27 protein-coding genes and 1 pseudogene are annotated in these 23529 nt (G+C 36.0%); 17 read left to right on the top strand and 11 right to left on the bottom strand.

What is annotated here, in order from left to right:
• Window positions 1–448 precede the first annotated feature (448 nt).
• Entirely contained in the window at window positions 449–661 is a 213-nt protein-coding gene (locus tag BZK16_RS10000) for a hypothetical protein (protein ID WP_077928741.1), read from the top strand.
• 48 nt (window positions 662–709) lie between these two features.
• Here the strand turns inward: BZK16_RS10000 and BZK16_RS09995 are convergent, their stop codons facing one another.
• The 3 genes from BZK16_RS09995 to coaD all read right to left on the bottom strand — a co-directional run bounded on the left by BZK16_RS09995 (window position 710) and on the right by coaD (window position 2968).
• Window positions 710–1321 carry a pilin gene (locus BZK16_RS09995; protein WP_077928740.1) on the bottom strand — a complete coding sequence of 204 codons (612 nt, stop codon included), beginning with the start codon at window positions 1319–1321 and terminating at the stop codon, window positions 710–712.
• Window positions 1322–1401: 80 nt separating this feature from the next.
• The gene (queG, locus tag BZK16_RS09990) at window positions 1402–2484 is read right to left on the bottom strand and encodes a tRNA epoxyqueuosine(34) reductase QueG (RefSeq protein ID WP_077928739.1); all 1083 of its coding nucleotides are present in this window, start codon (window positions 2482–2484) and stop codon (window positions 1402–1404) included.
• A complete protein-coding gene (coaD, locus tag BZK16_RS09985) occupies window positions 2477–2968 on the bottom strand; it encodes a pantetheine-phosphate adenylyltransferase (RefSeq protein ID WP_077928738.1) in 492 nt (163 codons plus the stop codon). Before coaD ends, queG begins: the two co-directional genes overlap by 8 nt.
• 44 nt (window positions 2969–3012) lie before the next feature.
• Here coaD and BZK16_RS09980 point away from each other — a divergent pair, with 44 nt between their 5' ends.
• The gene (locus BZK16_RS09980; RefSeq protein ID WP_077928737.1) at window positions 3013–3774 is read left to right on the top strand and encodes a methyltransferase domain-containing protein; all 762 of its coding nucleotides are present in this window, start codon (window positions 3013–3015) and stop codon (window positions 3772–3774) included.
• A gap of 65 nt (window positions 3775–3839) precedes the next feature.
• On the opposite strand, the gene BZK16_RS09975 is transcribed toward BZK16_RS09980, so the two are convergent.
• On the bottom strand, window positions 3840–4655 hold the full coding sequence (locus BZK16_RS09975) for a DUF2314 domain-containing protein (protein WP_077928736.1): 816 nt from the start codon (window positions 4653–4655) through the stop codon (window positions 3840–3842).
• Window positions 4656–4796: 141 nt separating this feature from the next.
• On the opposite strand from BZK16_RS09975, the pseudogene BZK16_RS14900 reads away from it, so the two are divergent.
• Both BZK16_RS14900 and BZK16_RS14895 read left to right on the top strand, forming a co-directional pair.
• Window positions 4797–5225 (top strand): annotated as a pseudogene (locus BZK16_RS14900) (thiol-disulfide oxidoreductase DCC family protein); the annotation flags it as partial.
• Window positions 5226–5270: 45 nt separating this feature from the next.
• Window positions 5271–5801 carry a DUF4166 domain-containing protein gene (locus tag BZK16_RS14895; protein ID WP_233145271.1) on the top strand — a complete coding sequence of 177 codons (531 nt, stop codon included), beginning with the start codon at window positions 5271–5273 and terminating at the stop codon, window positions 5799–5801.
• On the opposite strand, the gene BZK16_RS09965 is transcribed toward BZK16_RS14895, so the two are convergent.
• The 3 genes from BZK16_RS09965 to BZK16_RS09955 are packed head-to-tail and all read right to left on the bottom strand — an operon-like array spanning window position 5768 to window position 8916.
• The gene (locus BZK16_RS09965; protein WP_077928734.1) at window positions 5768–6877 is read right to left on the bottom strand and encodes a hypothetical protein; all 1110 of its coding nucleotides are present in this window, start codon (window positions 6875–6877) and stop codon (window positions 5768–5770) included. The two genes, BZK16_RS14895 and BZK16_RS09965, sit on opposite strands and share 34 nt — an antisense overlap.
• A gap of 9 nt (window positions 6878–6886) precedes the next feature.
• Window positions 6887–7996, bottom strand: coding sequence for a hypothetical protein (locus BZK16_RS09960; protein ID WP_077928733.1), 1110 nt, complete (start codon window positions 7994–7996; stop codon window positions 6887–6889).
• A 2-nt stretch (window positions 7997–7998) separates the two neighbouring features.
• Window positions 7999–8916: a hypothetical protein gene (locus tag BZK16_RS09955; RefSeq protein ID WP_158076843.1), complete on the bottom strand. Its 918-nt coding sequence runs from the start codon at window positions 8914–8916 to the stop codon at window positions 7999–8001.
• 329 nt (window positions 8917–9245) lie between these two features.
• On the opposite strand from BZK16_RS09955, the gene BZK16_RS09950 reads away from it, so the two are divergent.
• The 13 genes from BZK16_RS09950 to BZK16_RS09885 all read left to right on the top strand — a co-directional run bounded on the left by BZK16_RS09950 (window position 9246) and on the right by BZK16_RS09885 (window position 20523).
• Entirely contained in the window at window positions 9246–9560 is a 315-nt protein-coding gene (locus BZK16_RS09950) for a HesB/IscA family protein (protein ID WP_077928731.1), read from the top strand.
• A gap of 15 nt (window positions 9561–9575) precedes the next feature.
• Entirely contained in the window at window positions 9576–11354 is a 1779-nt protein-coding gene (locus BZK16_RS09945; protein WP_077928730.1) for an N-acetylglutaminylglutamine amidotransferase, read from the top strand.
• A 64-nt stretch (window positions 11355–11418) separates the two neighbouring features.
• Window positions 11419–13227 carry an excinuclease ABC subunit UvrC gene (gene uvrC, locus BZK16_RS09940; protein WP_077928729.1) on the top strand — a complete coding sequence of 603 codons (1809 nt, stop codon included), beginning with the start codon at window positions 11419–11421 and terminating at the stop codon, window positions 13225–13227.
• 434 nt (window positions 13228–13661) lie between these two features.
• The gene (locus BZK16_RS09930; RefSeq protein WP_143691166.1) at window positions 13662–14609 is read left to right on the top strand and encodes a hypothetical protein; all 948 of its coding nucleotides are present in this window, start codon (window positions 13662–13664) and stop codon (window positions 14607–14609) included.
• A 59-nt stretch (window positions 14610–14668) separates the two neighbouring features.
• On the top strand, window positions 14669–15067 hold the full coding sequence (locus BZK16_RS09925; protein ID WP_143691165.1) for a hypothetical protein: 399 nt from the start codon (window positions 14669–14671) through the stop codon (window positions 15065–15067).
• 422 nt (window positions 15068–15489) lie between these two features.
• Complete coding sequence (locus BZK16_RS09920; protein WP_143691164.1) at window positions 15490–15972, top strand: hypothetical protein; 483 nt, start codon at window positions 15490–15492, stop codon at window positions 15970–15972.
• The gene (locus BZK16_RS09915) at window positions 15969–16292 is read left to right on the top strand and encodes a putative quinol monooxygenase (RefSeq protein ID WP_077928724.1); all 324 of its coding nucleotides are present in this window, start codon (window positions 15969–15971) and stop codon (window positions 16290–16292) included. The genes BZK16_RS09920 and BZK16_RS09915 overlap by 4 nt, the downstream gene beginning before the upstream one ends.
• A gap of 269 nt (window positions 16293–16561) precedes the next feature.
• Window positions 16562–16990, top strand: coding sequence for a PPC domain-containing DNA-binding protein (locus BZK16_RS09910; protein ID WP_077928723.1), 429 nt, complete (start codon window positions 16562–16564; stop codon window positions 16988–16990).
• A 22-nt stretch (window positions 16991–17012) separates the two neighbouring features.
• Window positions 17013–17588: an ECF transporter S component gene (locus BZK16_RS09905; RefSeq protein ID WP_077928722.1), complete on the top strand. Its 576-nt coding sequence runs from the start codon at window positions 17013–17015 to the stop codon at window positions 17586–17588.
• On the top strand, window positions 17585–18298 hold the full coding sequence (locus BZK16_RS09900) for an energy-coupling factor transporter transmembrane component T (protein ID WP_077928721.1): 714 nt from the start codon (window positions 17585–17587) through the stop codon (window positions 18296–18298). The genes BZK16_RS09905 and BZK16_RS09900 overlap by 4 nt, the downstream gene beginning before the upstream one ends.
• Window positions 18289–18945: an ABC transporter ATP-binding protein gene (locus BZK16_RS09895; protein ID WP_077928720.1), complete on the top strand. Its 657-nt coding sequence runs from the start codon at window positions 18289–18291 to the stop codon at window positions 18943–18945. The genes BZK16_RS09900 and BZK16_RS09895 overlap by 10 nt, the downstream gene beginning before the upstream one ends.
• A gap of 9 nt (window positions 18946–18954) precedes the next feature.
• Window positions 18955–19608: an ABC transporter ATP-binding protein gene (locus tag BZK16_RS09890; protein ID WP_077928719.1), complete on the top strand. Its 654-nt coding sequence runs from the start codon at window positions 18955–18957 to the stop codon at window positions 19606–19608.
• 96 nt (window positions 19609–19704) lie between these two features.
• Window positions 19705–20523: an oxygen-binding di-iron domain-containing protein gene (locus tag BZK16_RS09885; protein ID WP_077928718.1), complete on the top strand. Its 819-nt coding sequence runs from the start codon at window positions 19705–19707 to the stop codon at window positions 20521–20523.
• Here BZK16_RS09885 and BZK16_RS09880 read toward each other — a convergent pair.
• The 4 genes from BZK16_RS09880 to BZK16_RS14285 are packed head-to-tail and all read right to left on the bottom strand — an operon-like array spanning window position 20520 to window position 23335.
• Complete coding sequence (locus BZK16_RS09880; protein ID WP_077928717.1) at window positions 20520–21095, bottom strand: anthranilate synthase component II; 576 nt, start codon at window positions 21093–21095, stop codon at window positions 20520–20522. The two genes, BZK16_RS09885 and BZK16_RS09880, sit on opposite strands and share 4 nt — an antisense overlap.
• A complete protein-coding gene (locus BZK16_RS09875; protein WP_077928716.1) occupies window positions 21096–21308 on the bottom strand; it encodes a hypothetical protein in 213 nt (70 codons plus the stop codon). It abuts the gene before it with no gap.
• Window positions 21309–21366: 58 nt separating this feature from the next.
• Window positions 21367–23175, bottom strand: coding sequence for an aminodeoxychorismate synthase component I (gene pabB, locus BZK16_RS09870; RefSeq protein ID WP_077928715.1), 1809 nt, complete (start codon window positions 23173–23175; stop codon window positions 21367–21369).
• Window position 23176: 1 nt separating this feature from the next.
• Window positions 23177–23335, bottom strand: a complete 159-nt coding sequence (locus tag BZK16_RS14285; RefSeq protein WP_158076842.1) for a hypothetical protein — start codon at window positions 23333–23335, stop codon at window positions 23177–23179.
• Between the last annotated feature and the right edge of the window lie 194 nt (window positions 23336–23529).

Raw genomic sequence — 23529 nt, 5'->3', positions numbered from 1 at the left:
GGTTTAAATAGTCCTAACGATGTTGCAAATTGTGGTGAACAAACAGCCTTAGATGTTTCGCGAAATCCATTAATCGCCCTATTTTTTGCTTGTGTCGATAATAGCCCAAATAATGGTGAAATTATTATTTACCATATTCCAAAACAGAAAATTAGCCGTGCACTAATGGGACATGATAATGATATTTTAGTACGTACAGAACGTGGCACATTCATTTTCGTAAATGACCAACAACACGAAGCAAGCCTTTTAGCACAAGATAAACTCAGCAAAGCACCCATTGAAATCATTGTGAACCAAGATGCAAAAAAATCCATTATTCATGAATTAGAGAAACTTGGTGTTTCAATGATTANTCGCCCTATTTTTTGCTTGTGTCGATAATAGCCCAAATAATGGTGAAATTATTATTTACCATATTCCAAAACAGAAAATTAGCCGTGCACTAATGGGACATGATAATGATATTTTAGTACGTACAGAACGTGGCACATTCATTTTCGTAAATGACCAACAACACGAAGCAAGCCTTTTAGCACAAGATAAACTCAGCAAAGCACCCATTGAAATCATTGTGAACCAAGATGCAAAAAAATCCATTATTCATGAATTAGAGAAACTTGGTGTTTCAATGATTACACTTTATCCTGAAATGGCTTAAATCAGTAATAAAAAACTCTGCAAATGCAGAGTTTTTATTGTAAGAATTCTATGGTTTTGGCTGATGTGGATCATTAATATATGTTTCACTTCTACAATTTGCTGGTAGCCATTTTACCTTTAAATGCCCATCTGGTTGAGGATTTATACAAACCCATTGAAAACTACCAGATACATTTCCTTCACTGTCAGTTACTGGAGCTAAGGTCAAAGAATTTTTATGTTCTATCGGTGAAACATAAGGATCATTTGCATCTTGCCCACTACCAACTTTTAAGCCATCTCCTAATACGCCTGTTACTTTATTTGTATAGAAAATTTTAATATTAGAAACTTTTCTATTGAGACCTACTCCTGTTCTTGTAGTATCTGCAGGCACACCCGATGGGCCATGTCCTATACCGATACCAATGACTGCTTGCCCTGTATAAGTTGGTGCAGCAGATAATCCAGCCATGCCATTGCTATCAGGCCACTTACCTGTTGTAGAATAATATTCAACAGCTGCATTTCTCAATGTAGAAGATAGCGCTAGCCCCTCTGCCACATATGTTCTTCTTGTATAATCTTGATAAGCTGGCAATGCCATCATAGATAAAATACCAATGATCGCCACAACAATCATCAGCTCTATTAATGTAAAACCTTTTTCTAAACGCATAAATCTCTCAATCTCTGAATATTCATAATATTTTTATATTTTCAAGATGGATATATTATGCTTTTATATTTAAAAGTGAATTAATTTAATAAATTTCTTTTATAATTCTGCTGATCGATCGCCCATTGAATATGATTTTTCAGAAACTCTTCTTCAGTTTCTAATGCAATTAAAGCAGTGACAATCTCTTCGCTATAGCTCGCATTACCAAGCGCAACAGTAATATTTCGAATAAATCTTGCATGACCAATTCGGCGAATCGGCATGCCTTCTGTTTTCTTTAGGAACATAGCTTCATTCCACTTCAACAAATCCAATAAGCTAATATTATTAAGTGAATGCCTTGGCATGAAATCTTCTAAAACTTCATGATTTGCAAAACGGTTCCATGGGCAAAATAGCTGACAATCATCACAACCAAAGATTCGATTACCCATTAATGGGCGAATTTCTTCATCAATTTCACCATAATGTTCGATCGTTAAATAGGAAATACAACGGCGTGCATCCACAACATGCGGTGAAACAATTGCCCCTGTTGGGCATTTTTGAATACATTTAGTACAGCGGCCACAGTGTTTATCCACAGGTTCACTGGGGATAACAATTGGCAATGTAATGAATAATTCACCCAAAAAGAAATAAGAACCTTTTTCTCGATCGATGATCAATGTATTTTTACCGCTGAATCCTAAACCTGATCGCTCTGCTAATTCACGCTCTAAAATCGGCGCACTATCAGTAAATGCACGAAATTCCGTATCAGGAAAATGCTCACGAATCCATTCACCCAACTTTGTTAAGCGCTTACGGATCACATTATGATAATCACGCCCCAAAGCATAACGCGCAATATAAGCTTGTTGATCCTGCTTAAGCGTAATCATGGCTTCGTCATTATTATGATAATAAGGCAATCGGAACGTCAAAATACTTTGTGTATTATCCATCAAGCGCCCAGGCTCAAAGCGCAAATCACCATGCTTTTCCATGTAATCCATCGTGCCATGATAACCTTTCGCTAACCAAGCTTCATAGCCTGCTTTCACATCCAATGGATCGGGCGATTGACTACTAACATGTGTAAAGCCCAATTCTTGGGCTTTATCGGTTAATGCGGTAATGAATGTTGCATCATTACAATTGGTAAACTGCTTATCCACGTAACTTACTATGTAACCCTACTTCAACAATCGGATGAATAAAATTACTCACATCGCCGTGTAAACGGAATGCTTCTTTAATCATGGATGAAGAAATGAATGAATATTTTTCTGAAGGTGTTAAAAAAAGTGTTTCCACTTCTGGACGCAAGTTACGATTTAAGCTCGCCATTTGGAATTCATATTCAAAGTCTGAAACTGCACGCAATCCACGAATGATCACATTTGCATTTGTTTCTTTCATATAATGAACCAACAATGTTCTGAAACCTTGCACTTCAATATTTGCATCATTTTGAAAAATCTCTTGAGCCATTGCAATGCGCTCTTCCACTGTAAACAATGGGCGTTTGGATGGCGATGTTTCACTCGCAACTGCCACAATCACCTTATCAAAGATGCGCGCAGCTCTTCTTGCAATATCGATGTGCCCATTCGTGATGGGATCAAATGTTCCAGGATAAACAGCGATGGTTTGTGTCATAATGATCTCTTTATTGTCACAAAAGAAAGTGGGTATTATAGCTTATGTCGGCATTCAATCACCGAGCTTTATTGCATAAAAATCCTGATTTATTTAAAGATCATGCTTTTTTACACCATGAAATCGCAGAAAGACTCGTAACTTATCTGCAAGAGAATCCTAATTTTGCCCCAAAAAGCGTTTTAGAAATGGGCAAAGAAGATCAACAATTGATGGCTGTATTTCAGGAAGCTTACCCAAATACAAGTTATGAAGAATTACATGAGGGCGATGATAAAGCCAATGTAGATCTCATCATCAGCAATCTATACCTACAGAATTCTGCCAATATTGAAACTACAATTCAAACGATGAAAAATCATTTGAATCCCAATGGCAAAATATTCCTAAGCACAATTGCTGAAGGCAGTTTTGAAAATTGTATGATGGTGGATGGCCCAGAATTTAATGAATATCCTTCCATTAAGCGCTTAGGTGATTACTTGCATTCACAAGGCTTCGTAGATGTGATTATGCATTTAGAGAAAATTACTTTGCAATACAATGATCTCAAAGCATTATTGAAAGATATTCGTGTTGCTGGCGGGCGATTACAATCACCATTGATGAAAGGCTTACGTACTAAAAACTGGTACCAAGCCTGGGTGAATCACATGTATCAACAAGCTGATGATAATGGCATTTATGAAATCACCATCGAGATTTTATATGGTCATGCACAAATGCCACCATTGCATGCTGCGCCATTGAATGAAAAGAACGAAGCTTTCTTTGATTTGAAAAAGCTCCGTACTCAGAATTTATAATCTTTGGATCATCTAAAGTATTCAATTGCTCTTCACGCATATCAAATGTGAAGAGCATTTTATAACTAGTGAACTGTTGCACTCTTGTTATTCAATAACTCAGCCAATGTATTCCAACCATAAGCTTTAGCATAATCTTCTGCTGTTTTGCCAAAATTATTTTTAACAGATGCATCTGCACCTTTTGCCAATAAAGTTTTCACAGAAACTAAATTGCCTGCGATCGCTTCACGAATGAGCATTGTATTGCCCATTTCATCAATGTTTGCCAATTCGGCAGGATTTTCTGCCAAAAATTCACCCAACGATTCTTCCATATTTTGATCCATTGGATGAATATCATGCTCAGCATCATCAAATAACATCAATGATACAGAGAAATCTTCATTGAATGCTAAACCCCAAGCTTGATCATGTTCTTTACGCTCTTTAGCATCCATTAATTGACGAATAGCTTGAATAGAAAAACCACCACAAACTTTTTCACCATCACTCAATAACCAATCTTCCACATCGCTCACACGAATGCTTACTTGATCACCCACTTCTACATTCGTCAACTCATTTGGCTCATTGATCAAAGTGCCCATGATTGCTTCGCCATCAAAGTAGATATCGTTGATCCACATGTGTTCCACAATTGGTTCGCCATCTTCCACATCTTGAGAAAATGCAGCTTTAACGCTCGCAATCGACAATGCAGGAATGATTCTGCGATATTCCCATGATAATTCACGCCAGAAATATGGAAATGTTGCTTGTGCATGTTCAAATGCTTTCATTAAAGATTCTTCATCTTGCTCAACAAAAGTGATCAAATCTTCCTTATTTGTGTCTTCAACATCTGTATTTTTACGCTTGAAAAAGTTAAATATGCCCATGATTTTCCTTCAATTAAATATTTCTAAAAGTTCTTATTTGAGTGGATTATATATTCTTTAATAAAGCAGGATAATATTAATTTTAATCTCCGTTAACATGTTAATATCAGGCACTATTACGGATTAAGATGAAGTGATTATATGCATAACAATAATTCATTACCACCTTATGTCAGCCTTCATGACAAAGTGATTCTCTATGATGGAATTTGCCGTTTATGTGCAGGTTGGGCAAAATTTATTATTCGGCATGATCACAAGCATCATTTTAAACTTGTTACTGTGCAATCACCTGAAGGACAAGCTTTACTCGCACATTTCAATTTACCTTTAGATCATTACGAAGCTATGGCGTTAATTGAGGGTACACAAATATATACTCAATCCACTGCCTTCATTCGTGTTATGGCACGTTTGCCTTGGATTTTTAAAGGCGCAGCAATCTGTTGGATCATTCCTAAATTTATCCGTGATTATCTCTATAAGAAAATCGCCCTGAATCGTTATCGCCTATTTGGTAAAAATGATTCCTGCATCATGCCAACGCCAGATCATACTGCAAGATTTTTGGACAAAGCCATCGATGATATTGATAAATCTAGCTATGAATATCAAATGCTGTATTTATTACTAGGTAAAGATCAATATCAGCATTTACCACCAATCATCAAAGAATTTCATCAATCACCTAATAGTGTTTGGCAAGGCTCAGCTCGAGTTGGTGGCAATAATTCGCTATTGCTCAATATCATTCGCACAATAAATTCATTGCCGAAAATAGCACCACAAGCACCAATTAATGTCAGCGTGCATTATCGTGACAATGAAGAAGTTTGGGTAAGACAATTTGGGCAAAATACTTTTACATCTTATTTAGGTTGTGATCTCAATAAGAAATTAATGTATGAACGCATTGGGCTATTACGGTTTTATTTTAAATTACGCGTCGAAGCAAATGCACTGCACTGGGATTTTGATTCTTTCTCTTTCCTACATTGCCCTTTACCGAAGTTTCTAGCCCCCAAAGCGAATGCTCGTGAAAGTATTTCAGAATACGGCAAATACCAATTTATGGCATATGTTCATTTACCGATGTTAGGCTCATTGGTGGATTATGATGGAGAATTAGAGCCTGCCTCTAAATAGTTTGTCATAACTTCATATAATTCATATACAGAAGTATCATGCAAATCATTACGGATTTTAGCTGTACGCACCTTTTCATTCTGATCTTTTATCGTGACAAACAAATATGGCACTAAATACCTGCCTCGTTGTTTTCTCGTTAATTCAACAGCAACAACATTTTTCCATAGTATTGGGTATTCAAAATGAGAATTATTCAGCTGATAAATTCCATCTTTATCAAAAGCAATTGCAAGTGGCCTTAATTTTTTAGCAACAAACTTACCAATAGCATTGTTTTGTTCTATAAAACACATGAGAAATAAACTAAATAAAGCACTAATCATTAGAGCCTTTATTATGCTTAAACTAAAGAAAAAGAAGCTAATCACCAACCACGACAAAACGAAAATACCACTATAAATCGCCCCATAATATATCCAACTAAAATACGTTTTATAATAAACAAATGCTGGGTTCTTTCGATGATTCAATCTTTCATGGTAGGTTCGTTGGTGTTCTCGAATAGGTTTTGTATTGACACTAAAAGGCTTTTGAAGATATTTGTTTCTATATAAACTCAATAAACTATAAATGTCTGATAAATCATGATTACTCATGGTTCTGCGTGAAAGCACAAGATTTTTATGAGAGCTATGTTTATCAAAATATTTATTCCAAGCATCCCACACAGTACGCTTTTTCTTCAGTTCAATAGATGGATCTATACCTATAACCACATACCGCGTCACAACACGTAAACCATTACCACCAGAACTTGTAATTTCAGCCAAATCTACATATTTAACATCTTGCCAATGAATAAAAAATTTTGCATCTAGTAAATAAGGGCAATAAAAACCTTCCTGTGTTAAAACCAAAACATCCTTATTTCTCTTACAGAGTGAGAATAATGTTAATAAACATGGGATGACAAAAGCTATACTCAATATCAAAAACATTAATAAATCTTTTGTTCCAACATCATCCCACTTTCCATAAAACAATATTGATATTGGTACAAAAAAACAACCTATCAAAATGATAGGCAATAAACGAGTTAATAGGATGTTATAAATTGAGGTTTGTATTTTCATATTATTAATTTAAATTTTTGTATCTTTTAAATGCTGCGTTTTCTTTTCATAATGTTGTTGCATTATTTCATGCAATTCATAGATAGAAGTATCCAATAACTCACTATGAATCTTAGCTGTATATATTTTTTGATTATAATCCACATATTTAACCAATAAATAAGGCACTGTAAACCGCCCTTTTCGGATTCTTTTCAGCTCAAAACTTTTCAGATTTTTCCATGGCAATGGTAAAAAGAATCTATCTGTATTAATTTGATAAAACCAATCTTTATCCATATCTATTGCAACAGGTTTTAATCTTCTGGCAGAATATTTATCTATGCTGTCGTTTTGCGCTAAGAATCCAAAAATGATAAAACTCGCCAATATGCTAAATGAAATGCCTAATGCAAATTTATCTCTAATCAAAAATAGAAGAACAACTGAAGTCACAACAATTAACAATACACTAAAGCATAAAAAATAATCTCGAAAACTAAAACACTGTGCATAATAAACAAATGTTCGTTTACGTTCTTTCGCTAAAGGTTTATGTAAAATTTCCCAATGCTCTGTCGTTGGTACTGTTGTGATTTCAAATGACTCTCCGATCGCTTTTTTATAATAAAAATTCATCACATCACAGATATCCTGCAACATGTAATCGCTCATAATTCGAGTGGAAAATACCAATGTTGTGAGCGAATATTTCTTTGTAAAATAGCCCGCATTATTATCCATCATGTAACGGCGGTGCTTTAATGGAACATGATTGGCAAAAGCGATCACTACAAATACCACATCAATCCCACGAGCATTCAGAACTTCAGTTTGTATAAATGCAATATCTTGCCAACGAATTAGTTGATCTTCTGCTAACAAATAAGGGCAGTAGAAACCTTCATCCGTTAAAATTAAAACACCTTTTTTATATCTAATGAAAGCATCCAACATGGACCAGAATAATCCAATGATTAGTGCACCTAGGCCTAAAATACATGCCCAAACTGTCCATTCATAACGTGTTTTAGGCTCTGAAATCATCATGACTATTAACAATACGAAAAAGCCACTCAATAAAATGATAGGCAATAAACGAGTGATTAGAACATTATAAATAGAAATTTGAATTTTCATGTTCACCACCAATAATACTTCAATGAACTTATCACTTCATAAACACTTGTGTCTTTTAAATCATTTTTGATCTCAAAACTTTTAACTTCCCTACTTTCTGCATCTATTGCTTCAATGATCAAAAGTGGTGACTGTTTCTGTGTTCTGAGCTCTACATGCTGAACATCTTTCCAAGCAATTGGCATGGCAAATGCCTGATCATTGATGATGGAAATACCCTGCTCATTAAAACGAAGTGCAACCTTTGGTTGAAATGATTCAAAAAAATGATCATACAATATTTTGAGAACCATAAATGCGACGATAACACCAAAAATAATGAAAAATAATCTAGCATTTGCATTCCAATTCCTGAGCATAAAAAACGAAGGCACAATCAAAAACGCAATGCTTCCCACAATGAGCTTCTTAAATATTTCTCGAATTGATCTTTCACTCTTTTTGTATAAAACAGGTTCATTATTAATAAATTGTGGTGATCTGGTTAAACTCTTGCATTCAGCATTTAAACGATCAGCTAGATCAGGAAGACTATAATCTTTAATGATGTCTTCAAAAAATATGAGTATCGGATGATCATATTTTTTCTGTACTATACCTATGAGGCTAGCATTTGGCACTTTTCTGAAAGAACCGATATCAATGCTAATTTCTAACTGAACGACTATATAATAACTTGTAGAATCTCCATCACTATCTTCAATATATTCAAATTTTTTAATATTTTCCCAACTGATTTCAGGATTATCATGCAATAAATAAGGATAGCGAATACCTGTCTCTGTAATCTCTATAGTTGGTTGATATATACAAAACAGGTGAAGAATAACACAATACACGCTGTACAAAACTATTATCCCAACACCAATTAAAAGTAAGACGAGGATAAACCCTAACCCACCACCACTTTTATCGATCATTAGTAATTCGACTAACTCCAACATTACAATAAATAGAATGGAGAAGCAGAAAATATAAAGCATATAACGCCACAAAATTCTCTTCATATCTCTATAAATTTTCATGTTAAATAATCCCATTTATAACTATTTCTATATTAATCAATCGAAAAGCGCTGTTACATTAGCATATTATCAATAATATTCGCCCATAACCTGATCCATTCAATCTTTTTATTGCCCCCATAAAGCATCTTTTTAGCCCACCTATTTAAAAGTACTAAAATGATCCCCATTGATTGATGTAATTATCCTATAATTAGTTATTCATGTTTTACTTGGAGAATCTTATGTTTTCAGTAACAGACAACGCATTCAAACAGCTCGATGCACAATTAGCAGCATCTGCTGAAAAATACATCAACATCGCAATTCGTAAATCAGGTTGCTCTGGTTATAAATATTTCATCGAATTGTGTGATGATACAACAGACAAATTAATCCTAACAGAAAGCCCTGTAACGATTGTTACGGATAAAGCTAACGAACCTTACATGCAAAATGTCAAACTCGACTACCTGCAAGAAGGTTTAAATCGTAGCTTCAAATTTAGCAATCCTGACGCTAAAGGCGAATGTGGTTGTGGCGAAAGCTTTACGTTTTAAACTGAGGAATAAATTATGTGCGGAATTGCAGGGATACTAAGTTTTACAGACGTTCGCCCAGAAGCATCGCTTTTGGAGAAAATGAGTGTGCCACTTCAAAGACGTGGGCCCGATGGCGGAAAAGTATTTTGTGAAGGACCGATTGGCTTTGCACATCGTCGTTTGGGTATCATTGACGTAGATTCGCGTGCGGATCAACCATTCCATGATGAAGAAACTGGCAACACAATGGCTTTCAACGGTACGATCTATAACTATCGTGAACTGCGTTCTGTATTAAAAGACAAAGGCCATAAATTCCATACAGAAAGTGATACAGAAGTCTTATTGAAATCCTATGCTGAATGGGGTGAAAAATGCTTGAATCACTTGATTGGTATGTTTGCCTTTGCTATTTGGGATCGTAAGAAACAAAAGATGTTTGTAGCGCGTGATCGCATTGGTATTAAGCCATTGTATTTCTCACATAATCAAAAGAATTTCCTATTCGCATCGAATACTCAGAGCTTATTGGCTTCTAAATTAGTAGATACAGACATCAACCCAATTGCCTTGCAATATATGTATACATTGCATGCAGTTGTACCTGCGCCTTATACGATCTTTAAAGGCATTCACAAATTGAAGCCTGCTCATTATTTATGGGTAGATTTACAAGGCAAAATTGAAGAATTTCAATATTGGTCATTGGATGCTGAAAATAAGCACAGCGATTGGACAGATGCTGATTGGCGCGATGCAATTGAAGATAAATTGCGTACAGCAGTTCGCCGTCGTTTATTGGCAGCGGATGTTCCTGTCGGCGTTTTATTATCGGGTGGATTAGATTCATCGTTGATTGTTGCTTTAGCACACGAAGAAGGTATTAAGGATTTACAGACTTTCTCTATTGGCTTTGAAGATCAACCTGAAGAAAAAGGTTCAGAGTTTGAATTCTCTGATCAAGTCGTTGTGCGCTACCAAACCAATCACTTCAAATATTTGATTGAAAATGGTCAAGCTTTAACGCGCTTACCTGAAGCTGTTTCACAAATGGCGGAACCTTTATTTGGGCAAGATGCAATTGGCTTCTACTTATTATCTGAGCAAGTTTCTAAGCAAGTTCGCGTAGTACAAAGTGGACAAGGTGCGGATGAAGTCTTTGGTGGTTATTTCTGGTATCCACAAATGCAAGAAAGCAAAGAGCGTGATCCTTTACTCCGTTTCAGCCAATACTATTTTGACCGCGATTATCCTGAATTATGCGATACATTTGCACCGAAATTCCAAATGGATGACATTGTGGGCGAATATGTGCGTGATCAATTAACGAAGCCTTATGCTTCAACTTATTTGGATCAAGTATTCCGCTTTGATACCACAGCATTGATCGTCGATGATCCTGTAAAACGTGTGGATAACATGACAATGGCGCATGGCTTAGAAGCGCGTGTTCCATTCTTGGATCATGAATTAGTGGAATTGGCTGCAAGCATGCCAGAGCATTATAAATTAATGCACGGTGGCAAAGGCATTTTGAAAGAGATCGCACGTGGCAAAATTCCTGACAGCATCATTGATCGTCCAAAAGCATATTTCCCAATGCCTGCATTGAAATATGTTCGTGGTGAATTCTATGACATGATGCATTCAGCATTAACAAGCGAGAAAGCGAAATCACGCGGTATATTCAATCCCAAATATGTTGATCGTTTGTTGAATCACCCTGAATCACCTGATAACTTCACACGCATTCAAGGTTCTAAATTGTGGCACTCTGCCCTATTAGAAATTTGGTTACAAGAAGTTTTGTAATTCATAGCTCCAACCATTAACTATGCATCATCCCTGCTGGGATGATGCTAATTATTAAAATAATATGGCTTTTAATTCTGCGGAGTTTCTTAAAACAACACCCACTAAACCTGGCATCTACATCATGCGTGATGACAAAGATGTCATCATTTATGTGGGTAAAGCTAAAAATCTTAAAAATCGTTTAACGAGCTATTTTCGTGCGTCTGGTTTATCCACGAAAACCATGGCGCTCGTTGCAAACATTCATTCTATTGAAGTCACAATTACCAATAGCGAAAACGATGCTTTACGATTAGAGAGCAATCTCATCAAAAAACATCGCCCACGTTATAACGTGAGCTTGATTGATGATAAAAGCTATCCTTATATTTATCTTTCCACAGGTAAATATCCACGCTTAGCTTATTATCGTGGCAGCAAAAAATTAAAAGGCCAATATTTTGGACCTTATCCTTCCTCTTCCGTTGTGCGAGAAACATTAGATTTAATGAAAAAAATCTTCTTAGTTCGCCAATGTGAGGATTCAGTATTTAAGCATCGCACGCGCCCTTGCCTGCAATACCAAATCAAACGTTGCAGTGCGCCTTGCGTTGAGAAAATTTCAGCCGAGCAATATCAAAAAGATGTGCACAATGCTGTGATGTTTTTAGAAGGCAACTCACAAGGATTAATCTCTGAATTAGTCAGCAAAATGCAAGAATATGTGGATGCTTTAGCCTTTGAAAAAGCGGCGATTATTCGCGATCAAGTGAAAGCTTTGCAATTCATTCAATCCAAAAACGATATTGAACAAGGCAATGCTTCCATTGATCTCATCGCTTACGTGCGTGAATCAGACATTCATGTGCTACAAGTTTTAACGATTCGTGATGGTAGAGTTTTAGGTGCACGCGCGTATTTCCCGAAAGTCCCAGATGATACAGAAGCAGACGAAGTGATGCGAAGCTTCATCGAGCAATATTATGATATTGCCAGAAAGCCACCGCGCAATATTATCCTCAATATTCCACTGCAATTAGAAGATCAAGTTTGGCTAGAAAGTAGCTTAACGGATTTAGCTGAGCGCAAAGTTGTATTACAAAATAATGTGAAAGGCCAACGTGCTCGTTGGCTCGAACTTACAGCTAAAAATGCAGAGCAAGCGATCGAGATTAAGCTCGCAAGCTCGAGCAATATCACGCATCGTTTGCATAGTTTAGCGAAAGTATTGGATCTCGATATCATTAAACGTATTGAGTGCTTCGATATTTCCCATAGCTTTGGTGAAAAAACTGTGGCTTCTGATGTGGTTTATATGCATGAAGGATTTACAAAGAAATTCTATCGCCGATTCAACATTGAAGGTATTACAGGCGGTGATGATTATGCTGCAATGCGCCAGGCATTAACACGCCGTTTCAGTAATATTGAAGATAATCCTTTGCCTGATATTTTATTGATTGATGGCGGAAAAAATCAATTAAATGTTGGGATTGAAGTAATGGATGAGCTTAATATTCATTCGGTCTTATTGATTGGCGTTGCCAAAGGCGAAGGCAGAAAAGTTGGCTTAGAAACCTTATGGAAAGCTGGTGATGATATTCCCATTCCGATTGAAAGCACAAGCGCCGCGTTTCATCTAATCACACAAATTCGCGATGAAGCGCACAGATTTGCCATCGAAGGGCATCGTTCACAGCGTGATAAATTGCGCCGTCGATCATTACTCGAAGACATTAAAGGCGTTGGTCCACAACGCAGAGCAACTTTACTCAGCCATTTTGGTGGATTGGAAGCTTTGAAAAAAGCAGACATCGAAGCCATCGCCAAAGTTCCCGGAATCAGTGAAGCTTTAGCCAAAGTGATTTATGATGCATTGCATGAGAATTAATTATTAAAAAAGATTATAAAAATGCTAGATAAAACATTTTATTACCGAAAATTATCATGGGCAGCAAGATTGGGAATTGCATTCCTAATTACATTAGGCATACCGCTATTTTTATTATTGATTAATCATGTGATGCGACTGGATTTATCACTAAATGATATTTTAATATTCACAGCTTTCTTCGGTGTAATGTCACTACTACTAATTTCTTTACCAAAATCACACACGAATCATCGCTATACTTTTGCTTGTCGCGTCACTAATCGTGGTATGCAACTACCTACTAATGCCTTCTTAACATGGGATAATATTATTAATATCCACTATATTACCGAATCTGAAATCATTGTGACTAAACATGGCAAAGAGATTTTGTATTATCATTTCATGGATANACATTAGGCATACCGCTATTTTTATTATTGATTAATCATGTGATGCGACTGGATTTATCACTAAATGATATTTTAATATTCACAGCTTTCTTCGGTGTAATGTCACTACTACTAATTTCTTTACCAAAATCACACACGAATCATCGCTATACTTTTGCTTGTCGCGTCACTAATCGTGGTATGCAACTACCTACTAATGCCTTCTTAACATGGGATAATATTATTAATATCCACTATATTACCGAATCTGAAATCATTGTGACTAAACATGGCAAAGAGATTTTGTATTATCATTTCATGGATATTTATGTGAATAATCATACTCAATCTGTCATAAGAGTGTCGTTGGATAAAATTGAGCATTATCAGCCTAATGAAGTGTTTGATGAAGTGAATTATCATTGGCAACGTATACTACATAACAAAATTCCTCCGACGAATATCAATCTACCTTATGTTGTTCGCTATAACACTGTGAAAAAAGGCACCGAAGGCTTTTATGTTTTCTTAGCGTTATTTATCATTATGGTAATGAGTTATTTCTCTACTTTAGGAGATAACCTTAACCTAGCTACAGCAACAATTATTCTCATTTTATTATGTATGGGACTTTTAAGCCATGCCTCTTATCTCCTCACAAGGATGGATAGCATTGCGCTTTATGTCTCTGAACAAGGCATACAAAATGAAGGGCTAATTGCTGTTAATAAAACGATCTTTTGGGAAGATATTCAATCAATAACTATCAAGCGTACAGTTTTTGGCGGCCATATTACCATTAATCTCTATGATAATAATATCTATCTTGATCCCATTTCAGTTCGTAGAAAAATAGCTGCATGGGTGTATAAAAAAATAGGTCTAACCTATTTTTGTGTTCGCAGCGATCTAAAAGAAGCGAGCTTTATCAATACCTATCGAGTTTTAACCGAGGAATGGCAAAAGCATACTGGTCAGACAATCCAACTCTACGAGGAATTTTCTTAAAAGTTCTCTCAAATAAAAGAATTACTATTCTCCATAATAATCACATACTATAAGAACCAATGTCCATGCCAGAAAAAATCTTTGCTTATAACCTAAAAAAAATACCCTATAAAATATTTTCCATTTTACTGGTGTGGGTTTCTATATACCTCGTTATAAATCTTCTTAAATTTGTGCAGCAAATAGATATCGAGCAAGGTGCTATCATGTATATGAGTAGTGTTTTTAGCCTACTCCCCATTCTTATTGTGTTATCTGCCTCAGATACTGCGTATACTCAAAAGAAATTTGCTTGTAAAATTACAGATAAAGCTCTTATTCTTCCCCCAAACCGAGCTATTTCATGGGAAAATATTCACTATCTTTATTTCATTGAAAAACCAGAAGTAATTTTTTTTCAAAAACCAAGAATCGGTTCATTATACATATTTTATCGATATCCGAGCCAAAGATCCTGAGTTATCATCTATCCTTATTTCTATTGATCATGTTAAATTACATTCTCCAAAAGAAGTTTTCGATGAAGTCAATTATTATNGTAAAATTACAGATAAAGCTCTTATTCTTCCCCCAAACCGAGCTATTTCATGGGAAAATATTCACTATCTTTATTTCATTGAAAAACCAGAAGTAATTTTTTTTCAAAAACCAAGAATCGGTTCATTATACATATTTTATCGATATCCGAGCCAAAGATCCTGAGTTATCATCTATCCTTATTTCTATTGATCATGTTAAATTACATTCTCCAAAAGAAGTTTTCGATGAAGTCAATTATTATTGGGAAAACTGGCAAAATAAGGGATTATTATCACAAGAGTCGTCCTCATTTACCACCTTCAACTATAAAACTACTAAACTACCTTTAGCATCATTCGGCTTGTACCCTACGATTGTCACAATTATTACTGTGCTTATTTATTATTTAGCTGAACTTGAAGATATTGAGAATATATTAACTATTATTACGATGACAATTTTCATCCTAATGCTCTTCTCTGTTCAATTCATCAAAGCCTATTTTCAAACTGATAAAATTGCTTTGAAAATTATTCCCCAAGGCATACAAAACGAAAGCCTAGTTCAAACTAATAAAGTAATTCTATGGCACAATATTAAATCAATACAAATTAAACGTAGAACTCTACATGGGGGATATATAGTCATCCGCCAGCATAATGAACGAGCCTATATTAAAGCTCTTACTTTACGTGGAAAAATAAGAGCTTACTTAGCCAAAATTGTATTTGGTTCTTACTTCTATATCCGAAATGACTTAGAAGAAACAAGCCTTATCAAGGTATATCATCAGCTAATGAACGAATGGCAAACACAAACTCACCAAACAGGACAATCAAAATGAATAAGCCATCCATCCAAATACCTACTTTAAAACTTATCGCTGAAGATTTTATTGATCCCACAAAAATTGAGATCGTTTTACCTTTATATCAAGAGCTCGTAGAAGCAACTCGAAAAGAAACAGGTTGCATTAACTATGAGCTTTGCCATGATCTTAAAAATCCTGGGCACTTTATTTTCTTAGAAGAATGGCAAGATTATGATGCATTGGATGCTCATATTACATCCGAGCATTTCCAACGTTTAGTGCCACAAATTGATGCTTATCGAATCGCAGAAGGCAGATTCACTCATATGGAATCTGTTTTATTTAAAGATTAAGCACTATAATAGCTAGATCTTTCCCAATATCTTTTGGATATTCTCATAATGATCTTTCGCAAGCAGTGAATGACAGCTTTAGGCACTAGTTTAGTGTCACGCTCGGATGTGTTAAAGACTTAACGCTGCTGCTTGTTATCGCCTTTAGCACAACTTCTATCATTCCAAAAAAGTGCTAAAGATGAATTTATTTCAATATAAACATGATGTTATTGCCATTCTGTGTGAATGGCTTTTTGTCGTGTCCGCTTTTTACCAAGGTAATTTTCATGAATCCTAATCTTTCTCTCTCATTTCATCCTGCAAGGTTTTGCACAATTCGCTTAAAACCTGGCGATGATCTACTCCATGAAATCAGAATTTTAGCCACAACGCATAATATCAAAGCAGGCTTCATTGCTTCATCTGTCGGTAGTTTATCCCAATTTGGATTGCGCTATGCGGGCAAACCTGATGCAACGATTCAGCAAGGTTGCTTTGAGATCGTTTCCCTAATCGGCACAATCGAAACAACAGGTGAGCACATTCATTTATCAGTATCTGATGAAAATGGTGCAATGCTCGGTGGCCATGTGATGAAAGGTTGCATAGTGCGCACGACTTTAGAAATTGTTATCGGCATTTTAGAGAATTGCCAATATAGCCGAGAACATTGTGAGCTCTCAGGCTACGAAGAACTCGTTATCAAATCAATTTAATTTTATATTTAAAGGAAACAACATGGCTATTGATCGTAAATTTTTAACCACACATATGCTTGTATTAATTTCTACTTGTATCGCCATTAACATGGTGCTTGGGCAAGTGGCTTCCATGATTAAACTCCCAATCTTCTTAGATTCCATCGGTACATTCATCGCAGCACTTTTGGGTGGACCTTGGATTGCTGCATTGACAGGTTTATTGACTAATTTAATTTGGGGATTAATCTCTTCTCCTGTTGCCGCAGCATTCGCACCAGTTGCGATTGTGATTGGTTTATCCGCAGGCTTCTTGGCTCGCGCTGGCATGTTCAACACTTGGTATAAAGTTGTGATCAGCGGTGTGATCATCACGATTTGCTTAACATTGGTGGCAACACCAATTCGCACATATTTATTTGCGGGCGTAACAGGCAGTGGCGCAGATTTCATCGTGGCTTATATTCATGCAACAGGCGAAAAATTATGGCAATCCGTGGCTTCAACCATCATATTGGCAAACTTAGCCGATAAAATCATCACTGGTTTAATCGCATGGCAATTAGTGAAGCATTTACCAAAACGTACCAAGCAACAATTCCCACAACATAAATGAAGAAATTACATCCTTTCACAGCGCTAACAATATGGGCAATAATTGCAGTACAAGCCTTATTGTTACCGCTTGGCGTTCCATTAATGGCTTTAGCAATCAGCGCTTTATTGTGCTTGGTTGCTTGGCCAGCTTCGCGCCATCGTTTTCGCTATGTTCTTTATTTGATGATTCCAATGGCTTTAGGTATTTATTTAGTACATGGTGGATTATTGCATTCATGGTTGGGTGGTGAATCCTCTCCCATTGCCTTACAACATGCAATGACGATTTGGTGGCGATTATTAGCAATTTTCACAGCAGCGCAAATTTGGATGCAATATGTACCAACCATTACAATGATTCAATCGCTCTTTGCTTCTCGTTTGCCGATTGGCTTATCCTATTTATTGGCAAGCCCATTATTGCTAATGCAACAGTTATCCAATCAAATTAAATACATTCAAGAAGCACAATTAGCGCGTGGCGTTCGTTTGGATGGCAATCTATTTCAACGTGCTAAAGCAATGCTAGCCATTATTTTTCCTTTAATTAATAGCACATTTGCCAATCTTTCCATCAAAATCGCCACATTGGAATCGAAAGGTTTTAGATATCAAACCAAACGCACGAATCTTTGGGCGCCAAAGGATACAAGCGCACAAAAATATTTCCGTTATCGTGCAATTTTGCTATTAATCATCGAAGTGATTGGAGTTTTATTATGGCGTTAATCATTCATGATCTACAATTCACGCCGTTAGAGCAATCTACATTTTTCATTGAAGATATCACATTGTATGATAATGAATGGCTTTGCATTGAAGGTGGCAATGGTAGTGGAAAAAGCACGATTGCTGCCATCATTGCTGGCTGGGTGCCAACATTATTGTTAGGTAACGTTCAAGGTAATATCACTTTAAATGATGAAGAGATTTTAGGGCGATCTGTTATTGAACTATCATCCAAAATTCAATATGTACAACAAGCACCACAGTGGCAATTATCAGGCTGTGCATTTACAGTGGAAGAAGAATTAACCTTTGGCCCTGAAAACTTAGCAATGGACAGCACTATTATCCTTGAACAATTGGAAAAAATTTTAGTATTGATGGATTTAACTCATTTACGAAAACGTGATCCTAGCACTTTGTCAGGTGGAGAAATGCAGCGCTTGATGATCGGTGCTGCTTTAATGATGCAACCTGAACTGTTAATTTTAGATGAATCCTTTAGCCGAATGACTTTAGCTTATCAAACCAAAATCCTTGAACGATTAAAAGCGTTGAATTCAGAGCAACCCATAAATGTCATCATTTTAGAAAAGCGAAAAAGTGAATTCATGCCATTTTGTGAACATCTTTTAACACTGCCAAAGTGAGGATCATTTATGTTGCAGTTGAATCACATTCATTTTGCTTGGCCAAAAAGCGATACCGAATGTTTACATGATATTCATTTAAACATAACTAAAGGCGAAGCCATTGCATTAATTGGTGATAATGGCGCGGGTAAATCCACATTATTGAAATTAATCTGTGGATTACTTAAACCAAAACAAGGCTCGATCATTATTCATGATCAAGATATCACTAAGCTTCATGCAGGCGAACGCGCCAAATTAGTAGGTTTATTGTTCCAAGAGCCTGAGCGACAATTCTTCCATAATACTGTGAAAGCCGAAATTGCCTATGGATTGAAAATACAGAAGTATCCTACTTCAGAGATTGATACAAAAGTTGCAGTCATTCTTCAAGAATTTAATCTGACACATCGCCAAGATGATCATCCTTTGGATTTAAATTCTGCCGAAAAACGCATGGTAACTTTAGCATCGTTGGCTGTTTTAGATTTGCCTGTATTATTGCTCGATGAACCAAGCCGAGATTTAGATGATGATTGGCTATTAATCTTAGAGCAATGGCTTAAAAAATCACAAGTCAATGGCACAACCATTATTGCCATTAGCCATGATTCAAAATTTATTGAAAGAAATACTAAAAGAAGTATTCACTTAATGCAAGGCAAAACATCTATAGATTGATTTGAGCCTCTTTTACTTAAACATTTTTTTAATTTATAATCATTATCTATAACGAATAATTATTAGATTTAAATAATATAGATAGGAGATTCAAAAATGAGTGGAACAGGTGAAGTATTATTTGATGATGGCTTTCACAAAGTCATCATGTTTTGTGACTTAGTGGAAGAAGATGACCACATCGAAGCTGTTCAATCGAATCAATTCCTAATTGTCCATGGTGATTCAGGCATTTTACTCGATCCTGGTGGTGCAATGACTTATAACAAATTATATATGGCCATCAGCCATTACTTTTCCCCTAAAAAACTCTCAGCTATTTTTGCATCACACCAAGACCCTGATATCGTGGCGTCCTTATCTCGCTGGCTCAGTTTTTCTGATACAAAGCTCATCATTTCCGAACTATGGACGCGCTTTGTACCACACTTCTGTCCTGAAGGTAAAACCACAGATCGCATCATTCCCTTACATGACAAAGGCATTTGGATGACAATTGAAGGTGCGGAATATGGCTTCATTCCCGCACACTATCTACACAGCGAAGGCAATTTTCAGTTATATGATCCTATCAGCAAGATTCTTTTCAGTGGTGATCTAGGTGTTTCATTGGTGGATCCTAAGCAAGTGGCAACACCCATTAAAACCTTTAAGGATTATATTCCCTATATGGAAGGCTTCCATCAACGCTATATGATTTCTAATAAAGCATGCCGTTTGTGGGCGCACATGATTCGTGAACTAGATATTGATATGATTCTGCCACAACATGGTTCACCAATGTTAGATAAACAAGTGATTCAAGATTTTATTAGTTGGGTTGCACAATTGCGCTGTGGTGTAGATTTAGTGGATCAAGATACTTATCAAATCCCTAAATTGCGTATGCCAATTGAAGATATGAAAGTCGTTTAACGATTCAAGAAATTCGCAAAGATTAAGTGCCCATATTCCGTCAAGATAGACTCTGGATGGAATTGCACGCTTTCTATCGCCAAAGTTTTATGGCGAATGCCCATGATTTCTCGCATACCATCACTATTTTCACACCATGCAGAAATTACAAACTCATCAGATAAAGTTACAGGATCAATGATTAAAGAGTGATAACGAGCCACTTTAATAGGATTTGGCACCCCCATAAAAACACCCTCTCCATCATGGTGCACCATAGATACTTTGCCATGCATAACTTTTTTAGCATGAATGATCTTTGCGCCATAAACTTGCCCAATACATTCATGCCCTAAGCAAATTCCTAAAATAGGTAATTTTCCTGCATATTCACGAATGATGTCTAATGTAATTCCTGAATCATCGGGGGTTCCTGGTCCTGGAGATAAAATCACAGATTTCACAGGTAACTCTGCAAATTCATCCAATGCAATTTGATCGTTTTTATAGAGTGTTAATGGGTGCCCCAATTGATGACAATACGATACAATGTTGTAAGTAAAAGAATCATAGTTATCAATTAAACAGATCATCTATTTAAATCTATACCCTTGACCTACCATACAGTTTTTCACCATTTCATCCTCTATTACACCATCAATTTTTGCCAAGTTAATTTGATAATGACACATTGCCAATGCACTCTCAGCATCCTCGCTATTTGCACCTTTCTTTTTCCATGAAGGTGTTGATGAACAAGCTGTAATTGCTATTGATAACATTAATAATATTAAAGCCTTATACATAAAATCATCCTCTATTTAAATTAAATATTAATTTATATAATATTAACATATAAAAATCTTACATTATCCATAATTTTACCTCCACTAAACCACGAACAGAATTGGTCACAAAAATACGATCAGCTTTTAGAACATCATCCAAAGTTAAGGCTTGTACTGTGCACTTTTCTTTCAATTCAGCTATTAATTCTGCTCTTTTCACGCCACCCAATAAGCCAGATTCTATTGGTGGCGTAAACCATTGCCCTGCTTTCTCAATAAAAATATTATGGCGCGAGCATTCTGTGATTTCATTATTGGTATTTATGAAAAGCACATCGTAACAATTCTGATCTGCTACCTTTTGAAACTCAGCCTCATACAAGCTACGTTCTGTAGTTTTATATTTTAGCAAAATATTATTGGCATCAATTTTATGCTCACTCAGCATAATGTACTTTACTTCATCATTCGGTGTTTCAAGCACAGAGTGCGAGATTTCCAATTGCCCATCACGATGTAATAATATGCGGAGTTTAGAATCTTGCTGAATCTTTAATTCAGTGAAAGTGCACAATTTCTGCATAAGTTCTGAAATATCACATTGAAAGCTCAAAGCTTGTGCTGATTCAGTTAAGCGTGCAATATGCTGATCCAATCGCAATAATTGTTGTGCTTTCGCTTCCCACAGCATGGATTCTATTAATTGATAGTTCTGCACTGATGTTAAAAATTTCGCCTTCAATAGACATTCATTGTATTCATCTTCGCACACTGAACCATGAATAATGCCACCACCCACACCCAATTCTGCACTGCCATCTTTTTGTAAAATCGCTGTACGAATTGGTACATTGAAGCACATATCATTTTCTGGCGTAATATAACCAATCGCACCTGTATAAATTCCTCGCGGTGCTTTCTCGATTTGCTCAATTATTGTCATTGTGCTGATTTTAGGCGCACCAGTAATCGAGCCACAAGGAAATAAATTAGTGAAAATCTCTTCTACAGAAATTGTCTCATCAACTTTACCTGTCACTGTAGAAATCATCTGATGTACAGTTTCGTAGCTTTGAATTTCAAATAGATTTTTAACAGCAACTGAGCCAGGTTGTGTGATTCGGCTAATATCATTGCGGATTAAATCCACAATCATCACATTTTCAGACAATGTTTTTTCATCTTGACGCATGAAATCCACAATGGCTTGATCCTCTATGGGATCTTTAGCACGTGGAAATGTACCTTTCATGGGTTTGGATTCGATGTATTGCCCTGTTTTCTTAAAAAATAGTTCAGGTGAAATGGATAATACAGAATGTTCAGGGAATTTTAAAAATGCACCAAACTCCACTTTTTGGCGTGCACGCAATGCTTGATACAACGATAAATCACTGCCTACACAATCAAAATGGAACTTTGTCGTAAAGTTGATTTGGTAAGTATTACCATCTTTAATATTCTGTTGAATGGTTTCAAAACCCTTCGCATATTCAGCTTTACTCAAACCAAATGAGAGGTTATTTAAAGCAATTCCACCTACATTTAATTGACTAAAATAATCATTCAAGTTGGCTTGTGGGATTTTTATCACATTTTTGAAAGCATAGAGATGCAATAAAATAGCATCCTCATTATTTTGGTAAATAATTTTAAAATCATTCTTATCCACCAAATAATAACCTGCTTCATAGCTCACATAACCGCTAATGTAATGCCCTGTTTGTCTTAACTCATCAATCTTTTGAAAACAAGCACGCAAGTCTTCACCCTTGCGGCAAATGATCTCTGCCACAGGATTTTCAAATAAAAATGCATCATGTTCTGTAGATTTAGTGTTTTCTAAAAGAATGAAAAATTCTTTCTGATCTAAATTGAATGACATATTAGAATGTTTCTGTGATATCAAAGCCTGTGATCTCAAAGATCATTTCGTAGAATAACTCTTGGCCAACATCTTCGTAAGGCTCATCAATGAAAGGATAATTTAGAGCATGTTCAGCAGGCAAATATTCGCCCATATTACCTTCAATTTCTAAATCCACTTNCATAGCTCACATAACCGCTAATGTAATGCCCTGTTTGTCTTAACTCATCAATCTTTTGAAAACAAGCACGCAAGTCTTCACCCTTGCGGCAAATGATCTCTGCCACAGGATTTTCAAATAAAAATGCATCATGTTCTGTAGATTTAGTGTTTTCTAAAAGAATGAAAAATTCTTTCTGATCTAAATTGAAT

The sequence above is a fragment of the Wohlfahrtiimonas populi genome (assembly GCF_002006795.1).
Lineage (GTDB): Bacteria > Pseudomonadota > Gammaproteobacteria > Cardiobacteriales > Wohlfahrtiimonadaceae > Wohlfahrtiimonas > Wohlfahrtiimonas populi.
Note: the sequence above shows the minus strand (reverse complement) of the source record. Positions and strands in the feature narration are given on the sequence as shown.